Annotated in this window: 21 protein-coding genes; 2 read left to right on the top strand and 19 right to left on the bottom strand. The window is 70.4% G+C overall.

All coding sequences use genetic code 11. The features are described from left to right. Positions 1 to 271: 271 nt before the first annotated feature. The 6 genes from OHA05_RS13585 to OHA05_RS13610 form a co-directional block, all read right to left on the bottom strand. Complete coding sequence (locus OHA05_RS13585) at positions 272 to 1,978, bottom strand: beta-N-acetylhexosaminidase (RefSeq protein WP_328860714.1); 1,707 nt, start codon at positions 1,976 to 1,978, stop codon at positions 272 to 274. A gap of 50 nt (positions 1,979 to 2,028) precedes the next feature. Continuing rightward, positions 2,029 to 2,868: a carbohydrate ABC transporter permease gene (locus tag OHA05_RS13590; RefSeq protein ID WP_313946066.1), complete on the bottom strand. Its 840-nt coding sequence runs from the start codon at positions 2,866 to 2,868 to the stop codon at positions 2,029 to 2,031. Next, positions 2,865 to 3,827 carry a carbohydrate ABC transporter permease gene (locus OHA05_RS13595; RefSeq protein ID WP_313946065.1) on the bottom strand — a complete coding sequence of 321 codons (963 nt, stop codon included), beginning with the start codon at positions 3,825 to 3,827 and terminating at the stop codon, positions 2,865 to 2,867. Before OHA05_RS13595 ends, OHA05_RS13590 begins: the two co-directional genes overlap by 4 nt. Positions 3,828 to 3,832: 5 nt before the next feature. Beyond that, positions 3,833 to 5,137, bottom strand: coding sequence for an extracellular solute-binding protein (locus tag OHA05_RS13600; RefSeq protein ID WP_328863387.1), 1,305 nt, complete (start codon positions 5,135 to 5,137; stop codon positions 3,833 to 3,835). 236 nt (positions 5,138 to 5,373) lie between these two features. Further along, entirely contained in the window at positions 5,374 to 5,661 is a 288-nt protein-coding gene (locus tag OHA05_RS13605; protein WP_313946063.1) for a DUF3039 domain-containing protein, read from the bottom strand. A gap of 81 nt (positions 5,662 to 5,742) precedes the next feature. Continuing rightward, positions 5,743 to 6,303 carry a YqgE/AlgH family protein gene (locus tag OHA05_RS13610; RefSeq protein WP_313946062.1) on the bottom strand — a complete coding sequence of 187 codons (561 nt, stop codon included), beginning with the start codon at positions 6,301 to 6,303 and terminating at the stop codon, positions 5,743 to 5,745. A gap of 281 nt (positions 6,304 to 6,584) precedes the next feature. Here OHA05_RS13610 and murA point away from each other — a divergent pair, with 281 nt between their 5' ends. Then, entirely contained in the window at positions 6,585 to 7,925 is a 1,341-nt protein-coding gene (gene murA / locus OHA05_RS13615) for a UDP-N-acetylglucosamine 1-carboxyvinyltransferase (protein WP_313946061.1), read from the top strand. Positions 7,926 to 8,083: 158 nt separating this feature from the next. On the opposite strand, the gene OHA05_RS13620 is transcribed toward murA, so the two are convergent. The 8 genes from OHA05_RS13620 to OHA05_RS13655 all read right to left on the bottom strand — a co-directional run bounded on the left by OHA05_RS13620 (position 8,084) and on the right by OHA05_RS13655 (position 17,096). Then, positions 8,084 to 8,365, bottom strand: coding sequence for an HU family DNA-binding protein (locus tag OHA05_RS13620; RefSeq protein ID WP_004571953.1), 282 nt, complete (start codon positions 8,363 to 8,365; stop codon positions 8,084 to 8,086). A 283-nt stretch (positions 8,366 to 8,648) separates the two neighbouring features. Continuing rightward, complete coding sequence (locus OHA05_RS13625; protein WP_313946060.1) at positions 8,649 to 10,073, bottom strand: NAD-dependent malic enzyme; 1,425 nt, start codon at positions 10,071 to 10,073, stop codon at positions 8,649 to 8,651. A 358-nt stretch (positions 10,074 to 10,431) separates the two neighbouring features. Next, positions 10,432 to 12,816, bottom strand: a complete 2,385-nt coding sequence (locus tag OHA05_RS13630; RefSeq protein ID WP_328860715.1) for a HelD family protein — start codon at positions 12,814 to 12,816, stop codon at positions 10,432 to 10,434. Between the two features lie 62 nt (positions 12,817 to 12,878). Continuing rightward, positions 12,879 to 13,712, bottom strand: a complete 834-nt coding sequence (locus OHA05_RS13635; protein WP_313946058.1) for a zf-HC2 domain-containing protein — start codon at positions 13,710 to 13,712, stop codon at positions 12,879 to 12,881. After that, positions 13,709 to 14,296 carry a sigma-70 family RNA polymerase sigma factor gene (locus tag OHA05_RS13640; RefSeq protein ID WP_313946057.1) on the bottom strand — a complete coding sequence of 196 codons (588 nt, stop codon included), beginning with the start codon at positions 14,294 to 14,296 and terminating at the stop codon, positions 13,709 to 13,711. Before OHA05_RS13640 ends, OHA05_RS13635 begins: the two co-directional genes overlap by 4 nt. Positions 14,297 to 14,437: 141 nt before the next feature. Further along, positions 14,438 to 15,043: a CGNR zinc finger domain-containing protein gene (locus OHA05_RS13645; RefSeq protein ID WP_328860716.1), complete on the bottom strand. Its 606-nt coding sequence runs from the start codon at positions 15,041 to 15,043 to the stop codon at positions 14,438 to 14,440. 107 nt (positions 15,044 to 15,150) lie between these two features. Continuing rightward, the gene (locus OHA05_RS13650; RefSeq protein ID WP_443043688.1) at positions 15,151 to 16,407 is read right to left on the bottom strand and encodes a serine hydrolase domain-containing protein; all 1,257 of its coding nucleotides are present in this window, start codon (positions 16,405 to 16,407) and stop codon (positions 15,151 to 15,153) included. Positions 16,408 to 16,559: 152 nt separating this feature from the next. Next, on the bottom strand, positions 16,560 to 17,096 hold the full coding sequence (locus OHA05_RS13655; protein ID WP_313946054.1) for a GNAT family N-acetyltransferase: 537 nt from the start codon (positions 17,094 to 17,096) through the stop codon (positions 16,560 to 16,562). Between the two features lie 81 nt (positions 17,097 to 17,177). On the opposite strand from OHA05_RS13655, the gene OHA05_RS13660 reads away from it, so the two are divergent. Continuing rightward, positions 17,178 to 17,735, top strand: coding sequence for an anthrone oxygenase family protein (locus OHA05_RS13660; RefSeq protein WP_313946053.1), 558 nt, complete (start codon positions 17,178 to 17,180; stop codon positions 17,733 to 17,735). On the opposite strand, the gene OHA05_RS13665 is transcribed toward OHA05_RS13660, so the two are convergent. The 5 genes from OHA05_RS13665 to OHA05_RS13685 all read right to left on the bottom strand — a co-directional run bounded on the left by OHA05_RS13665 (position 17,684) and on the right by OHA05_RS13685 (position 24,704). Further along, positions 17,684 to 18,994, bottom strand: a complete 1,311-nt coding sequence (locus OHA05_RS13665) for a uroporphyrinogen-III synthase (protein ID WP_328860718.1) — start codon at positions 18,992 to 18,994, stop codon at positions 17,684 to 17,686. The two genes, OHA05_RS13660 and OHA05_RS13665, sit on opposite strands and share 52 nt — an antisense overlap. Before the next feature lie 113 nt (positions 18,995 to 19,107). Further along, positions 19,108 to 20,460 (bottom strand): nitrate/nitrite transporter, encoded by a 1,353-nt coding sequence (locus OHA05_RS13670; protein WP_313946051.1) that lies wholly within the window; start codon positions 20,458 to 20,460, stop codon positions 19,108 to 19,110. Positions 20,461 to 20,566: 106 nt separating this feature from the next. Next, complete coding sequence (locus OHA05_RS13675) at positions 20,567 to 21,706, bottom strand: acyltransferase family protein (RefSeq protein ID WP_328860719.1); 1,140 nt, start codon at positions 21,704 to 21,706, stop codon at positions 20,567 to 20,569. Continuing rightward, positions 21,703 to 23,826, bottom strand: coding sequence for a bifunctional polysaccharide deacetylase/glycosyltransferase family 2 protein (locus tag OHA05_RS13680; protein ID WP_328860720.1), 2,124 nt, complete (start codon positions 23,824 to 23,826; stop codon positions 21,703 to 21,705). The genes OHA05_RS13675 and OHA05_RS13680 overlap by 4 nt, the downstream gene beginning before the upstream one ends. Before the next feature lie 332 nt (positions 23,827 to 24,158). After that, positions 24,159 to 24,704 (bottom strand): hypothetical protein, encoded by a 546-nt coding sequence (locus tag OHA05_RS13685; RefSeq protein ID WP_328860721.1) that lies wholly within the window; start codon positions 24,702 to 24,704, stop codon positions 24,159 to 24,161. Positions 24,705 to 24,792: the final 88 nt, after the last annotated feature.

The following is a 24,792-nucleotide window of genomic DNA, read 5'->3' on the forward strand; positions in this document are numbered from 1 at the left end:
CGGTGTCCGGCTGTCCCGCCCGTGCTGGCCGTACCGTACGTGCTCACAGCCCGGACGTGGCAACTCTGGCACATCTTCCGAGCCGACCGACGAACGGGTCCGCGAAGGGTGCATCCGCACCGGATGCACCCTTCGCTCGGTCTTCGTCCTATTTGGAACGCCATCGGAATCACAGGCGGATTGCCACTCTTCGGTGACCGTTGCGGGTATTCCTCACGGCCCTACCACCGTGACAGGATGCGCGGCCCCGAGCACCGGGCTTGCGCCGGGCTCACACGTTTGGGGGCGCACCCTCGATCGGGCGTCCGAGACTGCCCGTCATTCCTTCGGGCAGAGGGCGCTTCTGCCACGGCAACGGGCCGCCGGGCGGCCGGTAGTCGACGCCGAGTGCGTCAAGGCGGCGGTAGTGCACGGTCATGCGTCCCTCGAAGTCCGCGAAGTCCCGTTCGCCGGACGCGGGCAGCGCCGACCAGGCGACCTCGGCGAAGGCCGCGAGCCGCGGGAAGACCTGGTAGTCGACGCGGGCCCGGTTCTGCATCACCTCGGTCCAGACGTTGGCCTGGGTGCCCATGATGTGCGCGGCCGCCTCCGGGGACAGCCCCGGCGGAACGGGTTCGAAGCGGTAGACGTCCTCCAGGGTGCGGACGTAGCCGATGGGCATGGGCTCGTCGGGGCCGCCGTCCTGCCGGTGGTCCAGATACACCTGCTGTTCGGGGCACATCACGACGTCGTGGCCGGCCTCCGCCGCCGCGATACCGCCCGCATAGCCGCGCCAGGAGGAGACGGCGGCGCCGGGTGCGAGACCGCCCTCCAGGATCTCGTCCCAGCCGATCAGCCGGCGGCCGCGGGCGGACAGCCAAGTGTCGAAGTGCCGGATGAACCAGGACTGGAGCTCGTCCTCGTCGGCGAGGCCCAGCTCCGCGATACGGGCCTGGGCGGCCGGGGATGCCTTCCACTGGTCCTTGAGGCACTCGTCGCCTCCGATGTGGATGAACGTGGAGGGGAAGAGCGCCAGGACCTCCTCCAGCACGCCTTCGTAGAAGCGCAGGGTGCTGTCGGTGGGGGCCAGGACGTTCGGGTTGATGCCCCAGGTGTCCCAGACGGCCAGGGGCTTGCCGTCGGGAGAGGTGGGGACGTCGGTGTTGCCCAGTTCCGGGTACGCGGCGATGGCGGCCTGCGAGTGGCCGGGGATGTCGATCTCCGGGACGACGGTGATGTGCCGTTCGGCGGCGTACGCGACGATCTCGCGGATGTCGTCCTGGGTGTAGTAACCGCCGTGCGGGGTCTCGTCCCAGAGGTCGGAGGCCCGGTGGCCGTATTTGGTGCGCGTGCGCCAGGAGCCGATGTCGGTGAGACGGGGGTGGCGCTCGATCCGGATGCGCCAGCCCTGGTCGTCGGTGAGGTGGAAGTGGAAGACGTTCAGCTTGTGCGCGGCGAGCAGGTCGAGTTGGCGCAGCACGTCGGTCTTCGGCAGGAAGTGCCGTGAGACGTCGAGCATCATGCCGCGCCAGGCGAACCGGGGACGGTCCGCGACGGCGATGCGCGGCAGGTCCCAGGTGCGGCCCGCGGGCGGCAGCGGCGCGGCGCGGAAGGCGTCGGGGCCCAGCAGTTGACGCAGGGTCTGCGCGCCCCAGAAGACACCGGCGGGGCTGCCGCCCTCGATGACGACCGCGGCACCCGTGGCGGAGCCGTCGGTGCAGAGCCGGTAGCCCTCGGGCCCCAGTTCCCGCTCCACGTCCGGGCTGATGCGCAGGGCGATGCCGTGCGGGTCCGCGCCGTCGGGGAAGGTGAGACCGGTGGCGGCGCCGAGCACGGCGCGCAGCCACCGGGCGGTGCTCTCGGTCCCTGCATCGGCGTCGAGGCGGGTGTGCGCGCCGAGCGCCAGCCGGCCGTTCCCGGGCCGGGCGGAGCCCTCCGGTGCGGCCCCGGGGGCCTCGACGAGCACGGGCCGGGGGATCAGGGACGCGTCGTCTTCCATGACGGCAGCCTTTCAGGGTGGGAGCGGGGTGGGGCGGGCGGGCTGCCGTGTCAGTCCTTCACGGCGCCGCCCAGGCCGGACACCAGGCGCCGTTGCACGAGGACGAAGAAGACCAGGACGGGCACGGTCATCACCGTGGAGCCGGCCATGATGCCGCCCCAGTCGTTCTCGTCCGGCTTGAAGAACACCAGCAGCGCCATCGGCAGGGTCGACTGCGAGGTGTCGCTGATGATGAAGGACTTGGCGAACAGGAAGTCGTTCCAGGTGGAGATGAACGAGAAGACGCTCGTCGCCACAAGTCCCGGGAACACCAGCGGGAACAGGATCTGCCACAGGAAGCGTGTCCGGCTCGCCCCGTCGATGTACGCGGCCTCCTCCAGCGCCTCCGGCACCGCCTTCACGAAGCCCCGCAGCATCCAGATCGCAAACGGCAGCGAGAACGCGATGTGCGGAAGGATCAGCGAACCCAGGGTGTTGAGCTGGCCGAAGTCCCGCATGAGGAAGAACAGCGGGATCGTCAGCGCCTCGATCGGCACCATCTGCGCCACGAGGAACATGATCAGCAGGGTCGTGCGGAACCGGAAACGGAACCGTGTGACGGCGGTCGCCGCGAGGAAGGCGATCAGGGCGGACGCGATGACCACCACCCCGGCGACGAACAGGCTGTTGAGGAAATAGCGGCCGAATTCCTGCTGTTCGAAGACGCGGCGGAAGGAGTCGAGCGACGGCGAGAGCGTCCAGGGACGCGGGTCGGTGGACTGGATCTCGCCGGCCGGTTTGAACGCGGAGAGCACCATCCAGTACAGCGGGAAGGCCACGATCACCGCGATGACGAGCGCGGATGCCTCGGCCGCGAGGCGCCAGGGACGGCGGATACGGAGCGAGCTCACAGTTCTTCTCCCTGGCGTCGCAGAAGGCGCAGATAGACGAGGGTGACGGCCAGCAGAATCAGCAGCATGACGATGCCGATCGCGGAGCCCAGGCTGTACTGCGAGGACGCGAAGGCCTTCTGATAGGCGTACACATTGAGCACGAGATTCTGGCCGGCGATGCCTCCGCCGTTCGTCATCACATAGATCTGCGTGAAGACCTTGAAGTCCCAGATGATCGACTGAATGGTGACGACGACGAGAATGGGCCGCAGCATCGGCGCCATGACGGAGCGCCAGATACGCCACTGCGACGCACCGTCCAGGGAGGCCGCCTCCAGCACCTCGGAGGGGATCGACCGGATGCCCGCGTAGACCGTGACCATCACGAACGGGAACGAGCACCACACCACTTCGAAGAGCACGAGAGCGAACGCGCTGTAGCGCCCGTACGTCCAGGAGTGGTCGCCGAGACCGAGGATGCGGTTGACCGGACCGAAGTCCGGGTCGAAGAGGAAGACCCAGACGGTGGAGCCGGTGATGGCAGGGGTGGCCCAGGCGCCGAGCGCGGCCATCATCAGCGCGAGCCGGGGCACCGCCCGGATGCGCGTCAGCAGCACGGCGAGCGTGCAGCCGACGGCGAGGGTGGCGACGACACAGGCGGCCGCGAAGACGACGGTGGCGAGCAGGACCTCCCAGAACTGGCTGTCGGCGAAGAGCGTGCGGTAGTTGCCGAAGCCCTGGAAGGTGGTCGGTTCGCCGCCGCTGACCTGTGCCTGGGTGTATTCGAGGAACGAGATCAGGCCGAGCTGGTAGATCGGATAGACGAGCAGTCCGGCGAGGACGACCAGGGCGGGCGCGAGATAGACCCAGGGGGTCCAGCGTCCGTCGCGCCGTTTCGTGCGGCGGCTTCCGGCCGGGGCCGGCGCGGTCCTGACGGGGACCGCGGCCGGCTCGGCGGCTGTCGCTTGGTGCGTCATGACGGTCAGCCCGCGGCGGAGAACGCCGTGTCCATCTTCTTGGCGGCGTCACCCGACGCCGCGGCCACATCCTTCTTGCCGCTGACGATCTCCTGGAACATCGTCGGCAGGACGAGCGAGGAGTCGATCTGTCCCCATCCGGGCGAGGCCGGCACGAACTTGGCGCCCGAGGCGAGCGTCTCGACGAACGGGGCGACGAACGGCTCCTTCTTCGCCACCTCGGAACGCACGTCGGTGTACGTCGGCAGGAAGCCCATCGCCGCGAAGAGCTTGCGCTGCGTCTCCTTGCCGGCGAGCTCCTTCATGAGGTCCACCGCGAGTGTGCGGTGCGAACTGCTCTTGAGGACACCGACGTTGTTGCCGCCGGCGAAGGCGGGCGCCGTCTCCCCGGACGTGACCCCCGGCAGCGGCACGACCGCGTACTTGCCCTTGACCGAGCCCGCTTCCACGGCCTGGTGGCTGAAGTCGCCGCCTATCGCCATGGCCGCCTTGCCGGACGCGAAGGCGGTGACGGTCGCGTTGCCGCCCATGGAGGCGCACTTGGCGGCCGGGCAGTTGTCGTCGCCGAACAGCGAGGTGTAGGCCGTGATGCCCTTCTGGGCGGCCGGGCTGTTGATGGCGGACTTGTAGGTACCGCCGTCCTCCTTCGCCAGTTCACCGCCGTTGGCCCAGATGAAGGGCATCGCTCCGTAGGTGTAGGCGCCGCCGACCGCGATCCCGTACAGGTCGGGCTTCTCGGCGCGGATCTTCTTGGCGGTGGAGATCAGCTCGTCCTGCGTCTTCGGGGGCTTCAGGCCCAGTTCGCCGAAGACGTCGGTGCGGTAGTACAGGGCCCGTACACCGACGAAGAAGGGCGCGCCGTAGATCTTGCCGTCGACGGTGACCGACTGGGTGGCCGTCGGGTCGGCGGACTTCGCGTCCTCCCAGTCCCCGAACTCCTTGCTGACGTCCTCGAGTCCGCCGTCCTTGACGTAGCCGGCGGTGTCGGTGTTGCCGTACTCGATCAGGTCCGGGGCGCTCTTCGGGTCGTTGAAGGCCGCCTTGATCCGCTGGGCGCGGGTCTCGACGGGGATGTACTCGATCTCGACCTTGCTGTCCTTGTGCTTCTCGGTGAAGGCGGCGACGGCCTCGTCGACGACCTTCTCCTTGGGCTTGTTGTTGACCTCCTGGAACAGCCAGACCCGCAGGGTCCCCTTCTTCTCATCCTTGTCGGCACTGCTGTCGGAGGTCTGCGGGGCACAGGCGGTGGCGGTGAGGCCCGCCAGAACAAGTGCCGTGACGGGTGCGGCGATTCGGGCGCTGAGCTTCATGGGTGTTCCCCTACGGGTCATCGTTGCAACATACGCAACCAACGTTTCGTGCTGCACAACACGCAGGAGGCTAGAGCCGCTCAAACACGGGGACAAGAGGTCTCAACCACCTTGTGACCGCCGGGTGCACTCCGTGCAACGCGAACGGCCCCTGCGGCGCGCACAGATGCGCGCCACAGGGGCCGTACCGGTTCGGGGTTCCGGCCGCCGGGACCCGGTGGGTCCGCGGCCGGGGGTTACTTCTTGTCCTTGCCGCCCTTGTCCTTGTCGCCGCCCGGGCCCATGGACTCGTAGATCTCCTTGCACATCGGGCAGACCGGGTACTTCTTGGGGTCGCGCCCCGGCACCCAGACCTTCCCGCACAGCGCCACGACGGGAGTGCCGTCGAGGGCACTCGCCATGATCTTGTCCTTCTGGACGTAGTGGGCGAAGCGCTCGTGGTCGCCGTCGCCGCTCGACACCTGCGGCGTCGGTTCTACGAGGGTTCCCGTCCCAGTCCCGCGCTCGGGCTCAAGAGTGCTCATGAGCTCCAAGGGTACTCACACCCGCGACCCCCCGGCGCCGTCGGTCCCGGCTCGCCGTCGGCCCGCGGTGCCACCCGCCGGTCAGTTCAGCGAGGGGTCGTCCGGATACGTCGCGAACATCGCCAGTTCGTTGCGCTGTCTGCGCAGCACCGCCCGCCACAGCGTCTCCGGCTGCGGCGACGACACATCGCCGGGCTCGGACTCCACGACGTACCAGGCGCCCTCGCCGAGCTCGTCCTCCAGCTGGCCCGGCCCCCACCCCGCGTACCCGGCGAAGATGCGCAGCGAGCCGAGCGCCGCGCCGAGGAGCTCCGGGGGTGTCTCCAGATCGACCAGGCCGATCGCGCCGTAGACCCGGCGCCAGCCGAGCGGACCCTCGTCGCCCGGGATCACGGCCACACCGAGCGCCGAGTCCAGGGAGACCGGGCCGCCCTGGAAGACCACACCGGGGTCGCCGGCCAGCCCGGCCCAGGGCTCCAGGATGTCGCCGACGTCGACGGGGGTCGGCCGGTTGAGGACCACGCCGAGGGAGCCCTCGTCGTCGTGGTCGAGCAACAGGACCACCGCCCGGTCGAAGTTGGGGTCGGCGAGGGCGGGTGTGGCGACGAGCAGCCGCCCTGTGAGCGAGGACACCTCGGTCATGCGAGACATGATCCCGCATCTTGGCCCGGCGCGTGGCCCGAGCGAGGACAGTGTGAGAACCGGCGCAGCTCAGGACGGGCCGCGGCACCGGCCGGAGCCCGCCCTCGGCGGTGACGCTCCGCGAAACCGCATGAACCGTACGTGTTGTACCGAATTCATTACGCGTCTGAAGCGTCCTTGCCCTTACGGGGCAGGGGTGACAGCCCCTTACCCTTTTCTCTGGCCCCCTGTCCGACCTTCCCCTCGTACCACTGAGGGGGACCCTCCGGAACGCGAGATTCATGACCGGCACAGACGATGTACTGCTTGTCCACGGCGGAACCCCGCTGGAGGGCGAAATCCGCGTCCGCGGCGCCAAGAACCTGGTGCCGAAGGCCATGGTCGCCGCTCTGCTCGGCAGCGGGCCGAGCAGGCTGCGCAACGTGCCCGACATCCGCGATGTGCGGGTCGTCCGCGGACTGCTGCAGCTGCACGGTGTGACGGTGCGGCCGGGCGAGGAGCCCGGCGAGCTGGTGCTCGACCCGACGCACGTCGAGAGCGCCAACGTCGCCGACATCGATGCCCACGCGGGTTCCTCCCGGATCCCGATCCTCTTCTGCGGCCCCCTGCTGCACCGCCTCGGCCATGCCTTCATCCCCGGCCTCGGCGGCTGCGACATCGGCGGTCGTCCGATCGACTTCCACTTCGACGTGCTGCGCCAGTTCGGCGCGACCATCGAGAAGCGGGCGGACGGGCAGTACCTGGAGGCCCCGCAGCGACTGCGCGGCACCAAGATCCGTCTGCCGTACCCGTCGGTCGGCTCCACCGAGCAGGTGCTGCTGACGGCGGTGCTGGCGGAGGGCGTCACCGAGCTGTCGAACGCGGCGGTGGAACCGGAGATCGAGGACCTCATCTGCGTGCTGCAGAAGATGGGCGCCATCATCTCCATGGACACCGACCGGACGATCCGGATCACCGGTGTCGACCAGCTCGGCGGCTACAACCACAAGGCGCTCCCGGACCGCCTGGAGGCGGCCTCCTGGGCGTCCGCGGCGCTCGCCACCGAGGGCAACATCTATGTGCGCGGCGCCCAGCAGCGCTCGATGATGACGTTCCTGAACACGTACCGGAGGGTCGGTGGCGCGTTCGAGATCGACGACGAGGGCATCCGCTTCTGGCACCCGGGCGGCTCGCTCAACGCCATCGCGCTGGAGACGGACGTGCACCCCGGTTTCCAGACCGACTGGCAGCAGCCCCTGGTGGTGGCCCTCACGCAGGCCGCCGGGCTCTCCATCGTCCACGAGACGGTCTACGAGTCCCGTCTCGGCTTCACCTCCGCGCTCAACCAGATGGGCGCACACATCCAGCTGTACCGCGAGTGCCTGGGCGGCTCCGACTGCCGCTTCGGCCAGCGCAACTTCCTGCACTCGGCGGTCGTGTCGGGCCCGACGAAGCTCCAGGGCGCGGATCTGGTCATTCCCGACCTGCGCGGCGGCTTCTCGTACCTGATCGCGGCACTGGCGGCGCAGGGGACCTCCCGCGTCCACGGCATCGACCTGATCAACCGCGGCTACGAGAACTTCATGGAGAAGCTCATGGAGCTCGGCGCCAAGGTCGAGCTGCCCGGCGGCGCGCTCGTCTGACGCCGTAGGGCGTAGGAGACGTCAGAGAGACCGACAACGCACAGAAGGGCGGCCACCCACTCGGGTGGCCGCCCTTCGTGTCGCCAGGGAGTGTCCACGGAGTGCCGTCGTCCGCCCGGAGGACGGGGGACGACACTTCGCGGACACCACCCAGGTGCTTACTTGCCCTTTGCGGCTTCCTTGAGCTTCGAGCCCGCGGAGACCTTCACGCTGTAGCCGGCCGGGATCTGGATCGGGTCGCCGGTCTGCGGGTTACGAGCGGTGCGAGCGGCACGGTGGGTGCGCTCGAAGGTCAGGAAGCCGGGGATGGTGACCTTCTCGTCACCCTTGGCGACAACCTCGCCGACGGTCTCGGCGAGGGCGGCCAGCACGGCGTCGGCGTCCTTGCGGGTCACCTCGGCGCGGTCGGCCAGCGCGGCCACCAGCTCACTGCGGTTCATGTTCTTACTCCCGTGTTCTTCTTGCCTGTCAGGCGTGAGATCGAAGCCGATGCTGCCAGGGCCCTCGGACAGTCCCCGGACCCGGGTCTGCAGTTCCAGACCCTCGCGCCCGATTACGCATCCTGCCCCCACCAACGGCGGGAAAGCCAATCCGGCACCCTCCAGAGTCACACGAAAAGCGCCACTGCCTCGTCGTGGTGACGTTCCGTCCACTCGCTGGAGACTCCCTGGAGCCGCCGGGCTATGGTCCGCCACCCTAGAGCGGCGGCCGGGGCCCCGCGACTCACGACGCGCCGGTGGTCGCGCCCACAGCCTTCGCGGCGTTGCGCACCGCACCGGCGACCGCCCCCGCGACCTTGTCGTTGAAGACGGAGGGGATGATGTAGTTCGGGTTCAGCTCGTCCTCGGTGACGACGTCCGCGAGCGCGGTCGCGGCCGCGAGCATCATCTCGGTGTTGACGGTGCGGGAGTGAGCGTCCAGCAGACCGCGGAAGACGCCCGGGAACACCAGGACGTTGTTGATCTGGTTCGGGAAGTCGGAGCGGCCGGTGGCCACAACCGCCGCCGTCTGACGCGCGATTGCCGGGTCGACCTCGGGGTCGGGGTTCGCGAGCGCGAAGACGATGGCGCCGTCCGCCATGGCCGCGACGTCCTCGCCGCCGAGTACGTTGGGGGCCGAGACGCCGATGAAGACGTCCGCACCGACCGTGGCCTGCTTGAGCGTGCCGCGGACACCCTCGGGGTTGGTGTTGTCGGCGATCCAGCGCAGCGCGGAGCCCGGGGCCGCGTCCACGAGGTCCTCGCGCTCCGCGTGCACCACACCGTGGATGTCGGCGACGACGGCGTGCTTCACACCCGCCGCGATCAGCAGTTTCAGGATGGCCGTACCCGCCGCGCCGGCACCGGACATGACGACCCGTACGTCACCGACCTCCTTGCCGACCACGCGCAGGGCGTTGGTCAGCGCGGCCAGCACCACGATGGCGGTGCCGTGCTGGTCGTCGTGGAAGACGGGGATGTCCAGGGCCTCCCGCAGCCGCGCCTCGATCTCGAAGCAGCGGGGCGCGGAGATGTCCTCCAGGTTGATACCGGCGAAGCCCGGGGCGATCGCCTTGACGATCGCGACGATCTCGTCGGTGTCCTGGGTGTCCAGGCACAGCGGCCAGGCGTCGATGCCGGCGAACCGCTTGAACAGGGCCGCCTTGCCCTCCATGACGGGCAGCGCGGCCATCGGCCCGATGTTGCCGAGGCCGAGGACGGCGGAGCCGTCGGTGACCACGGCGACGGAGTTGCGCTTGATGGTGAGGCGGCGGGCGTCCTCGGGGTTCTCGGCGATCGCCATGCAGACCCGCGCCACACCCGGCGTGTAGATCATCGAGAGATCGTCACGGTTGCGGATGGGGTGCTTGGACTGCATCTCGATCTTGCCGCCGAGGTGCATCAGGAACGTACGGTCGGAGACCTTGCCGACGACGACACCGATGATCTCGCGCAGTTCCTCGACGATCTCGTCGGCGTGCGTGGTGGAGCTGGCCGCGATCGTCACGTCGATCCGCAGCTTCTCGTGGCCGGAGGCGGTCACGTCCAGGCCGGTCACGGAGCCGCCGGAGGACTCCACGGCCGTGGTCAGCTGGGAGACCGCGGTTCCGCTCGCGGGCACCTCCAGCCGGACCGTCATCGAGTACGAGACGCTGGGCGCCGTTGCCATGACCGGGTTCCTCTGCTTTCCCTAGCTTCATTGCCATGCGGCCGTGGCTACTGCCCGGCGACGCCTTCCGATGGTCGCACCTACCTGCGGGTAGCAGGTAATACTGGTCGTTTAGTTTTCGGAAAGCTTTTTCCACCATACGAGATATGCAGGGGAAACAGAAGAGGCCCACGTCCCGAGGGGGCGTGGGCCTCTTCCGATGTGGTGTAAGTGACACCGACCCGCCATGCTCGCCTCGCGGCAAGTGGTCGCTCTGAGCGACGAAGGTTGGGCCCGGGGGCTTGGATCGGGCCGGTGTCACGACAAGGCTAACAAAGACTCCCCGAAGGTGATTCCCCTACGACGAGTTGACCGCGGATCAATCCCGCAGCAGGTCGGGGACCCCGTCCGCGTCCGGGTCGTCGCGGCGCCCCGACACCACGGTGAGCTGCTGTGTCGCACGGGTCAGCGCGACGTACAGCACCCGCAGCCCCGCCGGGGACTCGTCCGCGATCTCCGCCGGGGAGACCACCACGGTCGCGTCGTACTCCAGTCCCTTCGCCTCCAGGGAGCCGAGCGCCACCACCCGCTCGCCGAGCCCCTTCAGCCAACGCGCCACCTCGGCGCGGCGGTTCATGGCCGCCACCACACCGACCGTGCCGTCGACGCGGTCCAGCAGGCGCTGCGCCTCCTCCCGGACGGTGCCGGCCAGGTCGTCGCCCGGGACGACCGCGAAGCGCGGCTCGACGCCCGTGGAGCGCACCGCGGACGGGGACTCCATGCCGGGCATGGCGAGCGCCAGCACCTTGGCGGCGAGTTCCGCGATCTCCGCGGGGTTGCGGTAGTTGACCGTGAGCTGGAAACGCCGGCGCGGACGGCTGCCCAGCGCCTCGTCGCGCGCCTCGGCGGCCTCGTCCGGGTCCGACCAGGACGACTGGGCCGGGTCGCCGACGATCGTCCAGGTCGCGTGCCGGCCGCGGCGGCCGACCATCCGCCACTGCATCGGCGTGAGGTCCTGCGCCTCGTCGACGATGACGTGGGCGTACTCCTCGCGCTCCGCCGCGAGACGCTCGGCGCGCTCGCGCTGGGTCTCCTCGCGCTGCGGCATCAGCTCCTCCAGACCGGTGAGCTGGTCCAGCGGGTCGAGTTCGCGCCTGCGGCGCGGGCGCGCCGGGGAGCCGAGCAGGGTCTGGAGCTCGTCGAGCAGCGCCACGTCGTGCACGGACAGCGGGCCCTGGCCCTCGGGCCCGATCCTGCGCAGCGAGCGTGCCAGCCGGCGCACCTCGCCCGGATTGAGCACCTGGCGGGCCCAGCGCCCCAGCCGCCGCTCGTCCGCCATCGCGACGAGCACTCGGCGCGGGGTCAGCTCGGGCCACCACGCGTCCAGGAAGGCGATGAAGCTTTCCTCGCCGGTGATGTCCTCGTCGAAGGTGGACCGCAGCTCCGCGGCGAGCTCGGGGTCCGTGTGGCGGGAGCCGGCCCCGGACTTCGCCCACAGGGCGTCGAGCAGCAGCCTGCGGGCGCGCGGGCGCAGCAGGTTGACCGGTGTGGTGCCACCGAGGACGTTGTGGCGGATGCGCCCGAGTTCCTCGGCCTCGAGTTCGAGCCGGCGGTTGAAGGCGACCACCCGCAGACGCGAGGGCGGGCCCGTCGGCGCGTCCTGCGGCTCCTCGCCGAAGGCCAGCTGGCCGTTGCGGTGCCCGCTGCCGTCGCCGTTCTGCGGTGCGGTGGGTCCGGAGAGCTCCAGGGCGCCTCTGGCCGCCTTGCGGAGGACCTTCAGCATCCGGGACGAGCCCTTGATGCGCGCCACGGCCGGTTCGTCGTACGCCGTGGCCTCGGCGCCGTCGACCAGATGGCCGACCGCGCGGATCGCGACCTGCCCCTCCTCTCCCAGCGAGGGCAGCACACCCTCGGTGTAGGAGACGAGCAGCGGGGTCGGCGAGACGATCAGGATGCCGCCCGCGTAGCGACGGCGGTCCTGGTAGAGGAGATAGGCGGCCCGGTGCAGCGCCACGGCGGTCTTGCCGGTGCCGGGGCCGCCCTCGACGTATGTGACGGACGCGGCGGGGGCGCGGATCACCAGGTCCTGCTCGGCCTGGATGGAGGCGACGATGTCCCGCATGGTGTGGCTGCGGGCCTGGCCGAGCGCCGCCATCAGCGCGCCGTCGCCGATCACCGGGAGCCGGTCGCCGCCGAGTGTCGCGGTGAGCTCGGGTCTCATCAGGTCGTCCTCGACCCCGAGGACCTTGCGGCCCTTGGAGCGGATCACCCGGCGGCGCACCACGCGGCCGGGGTCGACCGGGGTCGAGCGGTAGAAGGGCGCGGCGGCCGGCGCGCGCCAGTCGATGACCAGGGGCGCGTAGTCGGAGTCGAGGACGCCGATACGGCCGATGTGCAGGGTCTCCGCGATGTCGGCGGTGTTGTCGGCTCCCACCGCGTCGTCCGCGGGTTCCACCGAGGTGTACGCCCCGTCGGGTCCCTTCTGCCCGTCCTTGCCGAGCAGCAGGTCGATCCGTCCGAAGAGGAAATCCTCGAACTCGTTGTTGAGCCGATTGAGGTGGATGCCGGCGCGGAAGACCTGGGCATCCCGCTCGGCGAGAGCACCCGGTGTGCCGACCTGGCCGCGTTTCGCGGCGTCGTGCATCAGGAATTCCGCCTCGTGGATCTTCTCCTCGAGGCGGCGGTACACCTGGTCCAGATGTTCCTGTTCGACACCGATTTCCCGGTCCCGGACAGAGTCGACAGCGGCTTCCTGCGCGGCCACCGAGGGCCCCCTTCTGACGTGCACTGGGCAGCCGTCAACCCTATGCGAAGGGGGCGTTTCTGTCAGGCCTCGACTTCCACCAGCTTTTTGCCCTCGAACGTACGGACCTCGAAGTGGTCGATGTCGTTACTGTCCATCGCCGCTCCGCCGTGGACGTACAGCGGCTTCTTGCCGGCCGGGTTCGGGCTGTCGGGAATGCCGTAGCCCCACTCCGGGACGGCCCAGGAGGTCACGATCTCCTCCTCGCCGGTCTTGGAGACGGCGATCAGATTGCACTTGAGCGGCCCTTTGACGTTCTTCAGTTCCAGAACGGTGTGGGTGCCCCAGGCCTTCTTCTCCATGCCGACCGCGGCGCTGACCTTGGTCGTCGCGTCCGTGTGGTCGACCTTGTCCTGGATATGGGCGAAGGCGTCCTCGGCGGGGGACGTGGAGTGCGGCTGGGCCTGGGTGCTGCCCGTGTCGTCCGCCGTCACCACGACGGCCGCGGCGGGGCCACCGATGATCAGGGCCGCGGCGGCCGCGACCAGGTACATCCCGCGCCGGCGCTTGGCCGCCCGCTTGGCGGCGACCTCGTCCAGCAGGCCGTTCAGCACCTTGGGGCTGGGGGGAGCGGGTACGACGGGAACGGGCCGCGAGGGCGGGGCGTCCATCCAGCCCGGCGGCTGCATGCTCCGCATGCCCGGCAGATTGACCACATTGCTGCTCGGTCCCGGAGCGGGGGCCTCGGCCAGCATCGCCAGCATGGGCTCCATACCGGAGAAGTCCTCGAGGTTGGCGGCGCAGATCTGGCAGCCGGCCAGATGCATCTCGAAGGCGGCGGCGTCAGCGTCGTCGAGCACGCCGAGCACATACGCGCCAACGGCATCGTGGACGGATTCCTGCTCGTGCATGGTCATGCCCTGACCCCCCTTTCCTCCAGTGCGAGCTTCATGGAACGGAGTGCGTAGAACACCCGGGACCGCACCGTCCCACTGGGTATGCCGAGAGTCTCGGCAGCCTCATTGACCGTGCGCCCCTTGAAATACGTCTCGACAAGAACTTCCCTGTGGGCGGGCGTCAAATCATCGAGTGCATCAGAGAGCGTCATCAGCCACAACGCCTTGTCGATCTCGTCCTCCGCAGGCATGACCTCCAGCGGCGACGGATCGACCTCCTGCGGCCGGGCCTGCCGGCTGCGGTGACCGTCGATGACGATGCGGCGTGCGACCGTCACCAGCCAGGGTCGGACAGAGCCGGTTGCTCGGTTGAGCTGACCGGCGTTCTTCCAGGCACGGATGAGCGTCTCCTGCACCACGTCCTCGGCACGCTGGCGATCGCCGGCAACGAGGCGCAGTACATAGGCGAGCAGAGGACCCGCATGTTCGCGATAGAGCGCGCGCATGAGTTCCTCATCAGGTGCTGAGGAGTCGGTGCGTGGCTTATCGCTTCGATGGCGTGCCCTCTGCGGACGGTCATCGGCCACGGCGGCATCCTTGCGCACCTGAACCTCCCGGTCGAGACCCTGTTTCGGCTGGCTGCTTGTCCCCCTTCACTACGGGGTACGCAGGAGGATCACTCAATGAGTGGCCGAAAAACTTTCAAGATCTTTTCAGGTGTCCGGTTCGGGCCGTTACGGGAGGTCTCAGGCCCGGGCCACGGAGGCCCGGCGCCGGTGCCGGGCGACCCGTTCGCGGTTGCCGCAGACCTCGCTGGAACACCACCGCCGGCGCCGGCCGCGGGAGGTGTCCAGATAGACGCGGCGACAGCTCTCGCCCTGGCACTGCCGCAGCCCCGCCCTGGCCGCAGGATCGGTCAGCAACTCCACGGCGTCGCGGGCGATCGCGGCGAGCAGGGAGGCGCAGTCGGGTGCCGAACCGAGGGCCCGTACGAGCGTGCCGTCGGCGTGCCGGACGGCACGGGGGGCGGGCGGCGCGCCAGCCACGGCGAGGGCGTTCACCCGCTCCAGGGCGGATTCCGCGTACCGGCCGTCGATCTCGGCGCGTACCAACTGACTGAGTGCGCCGCGCAGTTCGACGAAACGGTCCGCCCAGCGGGCGTCCGCCTCACCGAGCGGCGTGCCGGCCGGCACCAGTCCGGCGCCGGTCAGCCAGCGCCCGAGCCGGCCTGCTCCGGCCAGCGGTTCACCCTCGCCCGGCTCGGCCTCCGCGGTCGCCATCAGGTCCAGGCAGAGGCGCCCGGAGTCGAACCGCCAGTCGTACGACGCCGTACCGGTCGCGCCTGCGGTCATGCGCCTGTCACCGCCTCGGGGTCACCGCCGGGTGTCCCCACCAGAGTGCCCGTCCGGAGGTGCGGCCGGAACCCCTCGTTCTGGTCCGTCCGGCCGCACCCGGGACCTCAGTCGCGGACGAGCGAGGGCGCGATGTCCTCATGGCGCTCGACCGGGGTCGCGCTGCGCGCCGCGGCGGGCTTCTTGCCGCAGAAGGCGGCCTCCAGCGTCAGCGGCATGACATTCAACACATCGCTGGTGTTGGACGTGTTCGCGGCGGAGGTGATGGTGCGCTTTCCGTCCTTCGAGGTGAAGGAGTACGTGTAGTAGCCCTGCACGGTGCCCGTGTGCCCGTAGACGGAGACACCGCAGGACAGATCACGGCGGCGCAGCCCGAGACCGTAGCCCTGGGTGCTGTTGACCGGCACCCACTCCTGCATCTGCGCCAGCCGGGCCGGGGACATCAGCTTCCCGCGCAGCAGGGCGGAGACGAAGGTGTTCAGGTCGTGGGTGCTGGAGATCATGGCACCGGCGCTCTGCGCCCAGGAGGCGGTCTGCCGGGTCGAGTCCACGAGCGGTGCGCCCGCCTCGTCGGGCCGGAGGTAGCCCTTGATGTGGCGGCCGGGGATCGCGGTGCCGGGGTGGACGTAGAAGGTGTCCGTCAGCTTCAGCGGCTTGATGATCCGGTCGCGGTACTCGGTCTGCACCGTGCGGCCGGTGGCCTTCTCGATCAGCATCCCGGCGACGACGAAGTTGGTGTTGGAGTACGCGTGGGTCGTGCCGGGCTCGACGGTGAGCGGCTTCCGCAGCGACAGCCTCACCAGCTCACGGTGGCTGAACACCTTGTTGCGCACGGCCTCGAAGCCCGGGACGGTCTTGGCGAACATCTCGTCGGTGTAGTCGTACAGCCCGCTGCGGTGGCTGAGCAGATGGCGCACCGTGATCCGGTCGTCCGGCAGCAGTCCGGGCAGATACGTGTTCACCGATGTGTCCAGGTCCAGGCGGCCCTCGTCGACGAGCTGGAGCACGACCACCGAGGTGAACGTCTTGGTGACGCTCCCGATCCGGAAGCGGTCGTCGGTGTTCATCGCCCGGCCGGTGGCCTTGTCCGCGACGCCCTCGGTCAGACGGCGGACCGCGCCGTGGTCGTCGATCCGGGCCATCGCGCCCGGGGCGCCCTTCGCGAGGGCCGAGCGCAGGGCCTCGCGCAGAGCGGTCAGATCGGGCGCCGGCAGCGTCGTGGCGCCGGCCGCCGCGCCTGCCGGTGCCACGCTGTCCGCGGCAGGGGCCGCCGGTGATGCGAAGGCGGTCGGTGCGGGGACTGCGAGGAGGGACAGCAGGGCGGCGCCCAGCGCCGTACCTCTGCCCACCATGCCTGCGACCATCAGGTTCTTCTCCCATGTCCGGTTGCGTACGGCAACGTCCGTTGCCGGCCGGGCCGCTGACGCGACGTCGGCACCACTTGTACGCGCCGGCCCACCGATCGGGTTGCATGCCGGGAGAGGAATCCCTCGTGCGTGTCGCCCGCACGCCTCCGTCAGAGTGGCGGCGGGTCGTCGTGCAGGATGCGCTGGAAGAGCAGGTGGTCGCGCCATGCGCCGTTGATGTGCAGGTACTTCGGGGCCATGCCGATCCGCTCGAAGCCGCACTTGGCGAGCACCCGCTGCGAGGCGGCGTTGTCGAGCAGGGTGTCCGCCTCCACCCGGTGCAGGCCCAGGTCCTCACGGGCGGCCCGGCAGACCTCCTCGACCGCGCGGGTGGCGAGCCCGCGTCCGGTGAACTCGTCGTCGATCCAGTAGCCGAGCTGCGCACTGCGGAACGGGCCGAGAGCGATGCCGGAGAGGGTGAGCCCGCCGACGATCCGGGTGCCCGCGTGGAAGTGCCAGCGCCGGGTGGTGGGATCGGGTGCCAGCCGGACTGCCTGCCCCTCGGCCGTGTAGAACAGCTCGGGGCGGTCCGGTTCGCAGGGGCGCATATGGGCCCGGTTGCGGGCCAGGGCGCGGGCCACGGGTCCCGCGAGGCGCTGGGCGGCGTCCGGCCCGTCGGGCAGCAGAAGCGGTAGGTCATCGCTCATCCTGCGTACCGTAGACGCCCGGACATGCTCCTGCGACGCTCGCCCATGGAGAGTCCTGGCCGCCCGCGCTGAACTGGTCACATGACACAGAACACGACGGAGAACAGGTCAGGAGGCCGCGGCGGCAGGGCGGTCCTCGCGGCGGCGACGGCGACCACCGGTCTGGTGGCGGGCATCTGGTTCGCGTACGCGATATCGGTGATGCCCGCGCTCGCGCGCAGTGACGACCGCACGTACATCGAGGTGATGCAGAACGTGGACGACGTGATCCAGAACCCCCTCTTCTTCCTGGTGTTCCTGGGTGCGCTCGTCCTCACCGCGATCGCCGGCCGGCAGCAGTGGCGGTCACCGCTGCGCCCCTGGGTGCTCGCGGCGCTGGTGCTGTACTCGGCGGCGTTCCTGTCGACCGTGATGATGAGCGTGCCGCTCAACGAGGAGCTGGTCGCGGCCGGGGATCCGGCACGGATCGCCGATCCGGCGGCCGTGCGGGACGCCTACGAGGACCCGTGGGTCGCCTGGAACATCGTGCGCGGGGTGCTGAACACCGCCGCCCTGGGGTGTCTGTGCTGGGCGAGCACTCTGATGCGTCAGACGTCGCCGTACTTGGTGTCCGCGGCCGGGTCCAGCGCGAGCCGGTAACCGCGCTTGACGACGGTCTGGATCAGCTTGGGCACGCCGAGTGCGGTCCGCAGCCGGGCCATGGCGGTCTCGACGGCGTGCTCGTCCCGGCCCGCGCCGGGCAGGGTGCCGAGCAGATCGGCGCGGGAGACCACCCAGCCGGGGCGCCGGGACAGGGCCCGCAGCATGGCCATCCCGGCGGGCGGCACGGGCCGCAGTTCGTCGTCGACGAGGACGGCGTGGCCGCGGATCTCCAGCCGGCGTCCGGCGACCGGGAACGTACGGGCACGCGACGGCAGTTCGGCGCCCAGCACCTGCACCAGCGGGCCGAGCCGGAAGCGCTCGGGCTGGACGGTCGGGATGCCGCGGGCCTGGAGCGGCAGCGCGGTGACCGGTCCCACGCAGGCCGCCAGCACATCGTGTTCCAGCGCGTGCAGCAGCGGTTCGAGCTGTCCGCGCGTCTCGGCGCGGGAGAGCAGCGACGCGGCGGCCGGGGCACTGGTGAAGGTGACGGCGTCCAGGGAGCGCGCGACGACCGCGTCCAGCAGCCGGTCCACGGGCGCCAGGTCCTCCGGGGGCATCCACCGGTAGACGGGGACGAGGACGACATCGGCGCCCGCCGCCCGCAGTGACTCGACGAACCCGGGCAGCGGTTCGCCGTGCAGCTGGAGGGCGATCCGGCGGCCGGAGACTCCTTCGGCGAGGAGCCGGTCGAGGACCTCGGCCATGGACTCCGAGGCCGGTGACCACTCCTCGGTGAGACCCGCGGCGCGGATCGCGCCCTTCACCTTCGGGCCGCGGGCCAGCAGTTCGACGCCCCGCAGACGGGCCAGCAGCTCCTCGCCGTACCCCCAGCCGTCGGCGGCCTCCACCCAGCCGCGGAAGCCGATGGCGGTGGTGGCGACGGCGACATCGGGGGCGTGGTCGATCAACTCCTTGGTGGCCGCGAGGAGTTCCGCGTCGTCGGCGAGCGGGACGATCCGCAGTGCGGGAGCGTGCAGGACGGTGGCGCCCCGGCGGTGCAGCAGCGCGCCGAGTTCATCGGCACGGCGGGCGGCCGTGACACCGACGGTGAAGCCGGCGAGCGGCCCGTGGACGGAACGCTGCGGCTTCTGGGCCTGCTGCGGCCGGTCGCTCGGTGCCTGCCGGTCGCGCTGTGCCTGCCCATCGCGTTGTTCCTGCCCGTCGTGCTGTTCCTGGCGCCCGCCCGGTGTCTGCGGCCGGCCGTTCTCCTGCTGCTCGTTCTGTTGCTGCTCGTTCTGTTCCTGCTGGTCGTGCATCCGGTGTCCCCACTCTGCCGCCCATCCTGCGCGGATGAGGCGACCGAGCCTGTCAAGGGTGCGTGACAGGCTCGGTTCGCCGGTATTTCCCCGCCGTTACGGACGTGTCCGGCTCAGACCCGTGCGTATCCGAGCTGCGGCTCCGCCTCGGGCGCCTCGGTGGCCACCGGCGCGGGCGCGGGCCGGCGAAGGTATACCGCCCAGGTCACGACCGAGCACACCGCGTAGAAGAGCAGGAAGCCGACGAAGGCCCCGGTGCCCGTACCGGCGCTCTGGAACGACTGGCGGAAGGCGAGGTTGATACCGAGGCCGCCGAGCGCGCCCACGGCGCCGATGAGCCCCATCGACGCCCCGGACAGCCGCCGGCCGTAGGCGGCGGCCGCCTCGCCCGTCATGCCCTTCGCCAGCGCCTTCGCCTGGAAGATGCCGGGGATCATCTTGTACGTCGAACCGTTGCCCAGCCCGGTGAGCACGAACAGGGCGATGAAGCCGACGAGGAAGACCGGCAGGGACTCCTGCACGGAGGCGGTGACGACCACGCCCGTGGCCGCCGCCATCGCAAGGAAGTTGCCGAGCGTGATGCGCGCCCCGCCGAAGCGGTCCGCGAGCGCACCGCCGACGGGCCGGATGAGCGAGCCGAGCAGCGGTCCGATGAAGGTGAGGGAGGCGGCCTGGAGCGGGGTGCGCCCGAACTGCGTCTGGAGCACGAGGCCGAAGGCGAAGCTGTAGCCGATGAACGAGCCGAACGTGCCGACGTAGAGGAACGCCATGATCCAGGTGTGACCGTCCCGGACGGCTTCCCTGGCGGCGCCCGTGTCGTTCTTCACGGGCGCGAGGTTGTCCATCCACAGCGCCGCGCAGACCGCGGCGACGACGATCAGCGGGATGTAGGCGCCGAGCACGATACGCGGATGGGCGGCGCCCGCGGTCCCGATGACGAGCAGCCCGACGAGCTGCACCACCGGCACGCCGATGTTGCCGCCGCCGGCGTTGACGCCGAGGGCCCAGCCCTTCTTCCGCAGCGGGAAGAAGGAGTTGATGTTCGTCATCGAGGAGGCGAAGTTGCCGCCGCCGACGCCGGTGAGCGCGGCGACCAGGAGGAAGGTGCCGTACGAGGTCCCCGGCTCCATCACGGCGTACGCGGCACCGGTCGGAAGCAGCAGCATCAGGGCGCTGAAGACCGTCCAGTTCCGGCCGCCGAACCGGGCGACCGCGAAGGTGTACGGAACCCGGATCACGGCGCCCACCAGGGTGGCTGTGGCGATCAGGAAGAACTTCCCGGCCGGGTCGACGCCGTACTCCGGTCCCATGAACAGCACCATCACCGACCACAGGGTCCAGATGGAGAACCCGATGTGCTCGCTGAGTACGGAGAAGACGAGGTTCCGCCGGGCGGTCCGCTCCCCCGTCGTACGCCAGAAGGTCTCGTCCTCCGGGTCCCACTGTTCGATCCACCGGCCTGCCATGACGCGCCTCCACGGGTATCGGGTCGTGGAGGCGACGCTAGGCACGGCGCGTTTCGGCCCCGATGGCAGCAGGTGACCGGTGCGCAACCTTGCTCTCACCCGGCGGTCAGCGCGTGTGTGAGCCGCGCTTGCGCTGCGGGGTGCCGTCGGGCCACAGCCGGGGCCGCCGTCTGGCCGCGATGTCCTCGGCGGGGCCGAACAGCAGGATGCACAGCGCGATCAGTGCCCAGGCGAGCAGCAGGACGGGCACCCAGCTCTCCAGCAGCCACGGCGCTCCCTCGCTCAGCGCGTCGAGCGACCACATGCGGTCCCACAGCGTCGCCGCGGCGAGGATGCACACGTTGTGCCAGAGGTAGACGGTCACGGCACGGGAGTTGAGGAGGGTGACCACCCCGTCGAGGCGGCGCAGCCGCCGCGGCCACTCCTGCCACGACGGACTGAAGTGGAGCAGCAGCAGGACCGCGCCGAGCGACCAGAGGGCCTGTGCGGTCGGGATGCCGTCCAGCTCCACCCCCGGCTCGCCGAGGCCGTGGCGGGTGGCCCACCACAGGCCGGCCGGCATGAGGAGCACCGGGGCGAGGGAGGGGACGACATAGCGCGGCAGCCGGGCGAGACGTCCCTCCTGGTGCGCCATGCCGAGCATCCAGCAGGCGCCGAAGGTGCTGAAGTCGGTGACCGCCGAGTCGATCCGTGTGGGCAGCGAGAGCTGTCCGACGCTCAGCAGGACCGAGAGGGCCACGGGCGCGAGGAGCGCCGGCCAGGGAAACCGCCGCAGCAGCCGCAGGAGCAGGGGCGACAGCAGGACGAACCACAGATAGGCGCGCAGGTACCAGAGCGGCTCGGCCATGTCCGCGGCCCATTCGGCGGCCAGGAACGGCGGGTCGCTCAGCGGCAGGATCCAGAACACCGCGGACGGCCCGGGCCGCCAGCCGTTGACCACCATGAGGGTGCCGCAGACCGCGCCGAGGACCCACACCGGAGGCAGCAGACGGCGTACCCGGCTGCGGATCACCTGGAGGGCGGGACGCTCCAGCGAGCGGGCCATCAGCGCGCCCGCGAGCGCGAACATCACCCCCATGGAGGGGAAGAGCAGCGGCAGCCAGGCCCAGCCCACCAGGTGGTAGAGCACGACGCGGAAGAGGGCGAGCGCGCGCAGCAGGTCGAAGTAGCGGTCCCGGCCGGCGGGCGGGGCCTCGGTCGGCGCAGCGGCGTGCGCGGGCGTCGTCCCGGTGAGGGAGGGGGTCATCCGACCGGCCTCCGGTTCTCGTCGCTGCGCCGCGGAGCGGGTACGGCGCCGGGCGCCTCGACCGTTCCGGTGCGCCGCAGCTTCTGCCAGCGCAGCCGGCCGCCGGTCAGGGCCGTGATCCAGGACTGGAGCAGCACGACGTACATCAGCTGGCGGTAGAGCAGTTGCTGGAGGGGCAGCGAGATCAGATGGATCATCTTCTCGCCGTCGAGCCGGAACGCGTAGGCGGCGCAGACGACCTGCACGGCGAGGACGCCGAGCCACGCGGCGATCGTCTTCAGCGTGGGCCCGAAGACGAGTCCGTAGAGCAGGAAGACGTCGATCAGCGGGGCCAGCAGCGGTGCGAGCACCATGAAGAGGGAGACCAGGGGCAGTCCGACCCGGCCGAAGCGGCCGGACGGGCCGCGTTCGACGAGGGCCCGACGGTGCTTCCAGATCGCCTGCATGGTCCCGTACGACCAGCGGTAGCGCTGCGACCACAGCTGCTGCACGCTCTCCGGCGCCTCGGTCCAGGCGCGGGCCTTCTCCGCGTAGACGACATGCCAGCCGTCGCGGTGCATGGCCATGGTGATGTCGGTGTCCTCGGCGAGGGTGTCCTCGCTCATACCGCCGACGCGCTCCAGCGCCTCGCGGCGGAAGGCGCCGACCGCGCCGGGGATGGTGGGCATGCAGCGCAGCACGTCGTACATACGGCGGTCGAGGTTGAAGCCCATCACGTACTCGATGTGCTGCCAGGCGCCGATGAGGGTGTCGCGGTTGCCGACCTTGGCGTTGCCGGCGACGGCGCCGACGCGCCGGTCGCCGAAGGGCTGCACCAGTTCGCGGACGGTGGAGGGCTCGAAGACGGTGTCGCCGTCCATCATCACGATGAGGTCGTGACGGGCGTGCCGGATGCCGTTGTTGAGGGCTTCCGGCTTGCCGGAGTTGACCTGGCGGACGACGTGCACATTGGGCAGCCCCATCGCGTCGACGAGATCGGCCGTGCCGTCCGCGGACCCGTCGTCGATGACGACGACCTCGATGGGATGGTCGCTCGCCATCAGGGAGCGGACGGTGTTCTCGATGCACTCCTTCTCGTTGTACGCGGGGACCAGCACCGACACCGGTTCGGTGACCGGTGGGCCCCAGCGGAAGGTGCGGCGGCGCACCTTCCGGGCGTGCGCGAACGAGAGAAGGAGCATCAGGCCGAACCGGGCGAGCACCAGGACGCCGATGACGGCGAGCCCGGCGACCAGGACGCCGGTGGTGTTCTCCGAGACGGCGACCGCGGCGACGAACGCCTTGCCCTTCCACAGGTCGGTGCCGGTGACCGGGGTGTGGGCGCTGGGTGCGCCGAGCGCCTCGGTGAGGTTGGCGAAGGTGTAACCCCTGGCCTTCATCTGCGGCAGCAGCCGTTGGAGCGCGGCGACGGTCTGCGAGCGTTCGCCGCCGGAGTCGTGCATCAGCACGATCGAGCCCTTGGTGCCCGAGGGCGTGGCCCGGTCGAGGATGGCCTGGGCGCCGGGGCGCTTCCAGTCCTCGGAGTCGGTGTTGTTGAAGACGGTGATGTAGCCGTGGCTGCCGATGTACTGGGCGACCGGCCAGGACTTGTTGTCGAGGGCCTCGGACGAGGAGGAGTAGGGCGGCCGGAACAGGGAGGTGCGGATGCCTGCCGCTCCGGCGAGCGCGAGCTGGTTCTGGGAGAGCTCCCAGTCGATCCGGTCGGTGGACTGGAAGGCCAGGTCGGGGTGGTTGAAGGTGTGCAGCCCGATCTCGTGGCCCTCCCGCACCATCCGCGCGACGAGGTCGGGGTACCGGGACGCCATGGTGCCGGTGATGAAGAAGACGGCGTGGGCGTCGTGCGCCTTCAGGGCGTCGAGGACCCGGGGCGTCCAGACCGGGTCCGGACCGTCGTCGAAGGTGAGCACCAGTTTGCGGTCGGGCACGGTCAGGGCCTTGGGGTCGGCCTTGTCGCGTACGTCGATGACCGGCCCGCCGTCGAGGATCTTCTGCGGCACCTGGTCGGACGGGGCCGGTGGCCGCACGCGGTGGTCGGCGAGGATCTCGCTGTGCACATAGCCGCGCAGCATCAGCATGGCCGCCAGCGCGATCAGGAAGACCACGGGGAGCAGATAGCGCATGGGAAGTCGCCGGCGAACGCCGGACCGGGGCCTCCGCCGCTGCGGGGCCCCTCTGCCGTGACGGGTCATCGAGGGTCTTTCGTTGGGATCAGGCCGGGTCAGTGAGTGGGGGTCCCCCCACGCCCGCAGGGCGTAGGGGGAGGGTCTGGTGCGTGCGATCGCAAGGCGGAGGAAGGAGCCGACGCGGTGGGGGCACCTCCCGTGCCGGAAGGGCCACGGGGGACGTCGGCGACTGACGACAACGCGGCGTGGGGGTACCGCCCGTGCCCGAAGGGCTACGGGGGAGTGCGTGCCAGGGCACGCGAGCCCCGGCAAGATCCCAACGAGAGGCCCTAACGAGCGCCTTCTTGCGCGGGGGGTTCGACGGGCGCGCTCGTGGGCGCGGAGGGAGAGGGCGAGGGGTCCACCGGGCTGGCCACCGGCTCGGGCACGGGGTCGCCGCCGCCCGGGGATGCGGTGGGCGACGGGCCGCCGCCGGGTGCGGGAACTCCGCCGCCGGCGGAGGGTTTGGCGGGTGCGGAGACCGACGCCTTGGCGCCGGGCACCACCGGAACCCCCTTCGGGGCACCGCTCGACGCCGTGCCCGAGGGCCGCTGCGGCAGTACGGCGCCGGTGGAGTCGGTGGGCGCCGGGGCTCCGGGACGGTGGCCCGGGGCGTCGCCCGCGGAGACCGATTCGCTGGGAGCGGGCTCGACCTCCACCTTCTCCTTCTTCTTGCTCTCCGCGAACTGGCTGATGCCGGGCAGCCACGGTGCGGTGGAGCTGCCGCCGACGAGTGCGGTCACGAGGGTGACGGCGTAGCAGGCGCAGACGGCGGCCAGCACCCAGCCGGCCCGGCGGAACTTCTTGCTTCTGCGGCCGCTCTCATCCACGAACACCGGGCCGTCCGAGCCTTCCTGGGCGGGCGGTTCGGACGCCGGCTCCCCCAGTTTTCGGCCGAGTCCGTCCAGTTGGACGGTGACGTCG

This window comes from Streptomyces sp. NBC_00306, assembly GCF_036169555.1.
Taxonomy (GTDB): Bacteria; Actinomycetota; Actinomycetes; order Streptomycetales; family Streptomycetaceae; genus Streptomyces; species Streptomyces achmelvichensis.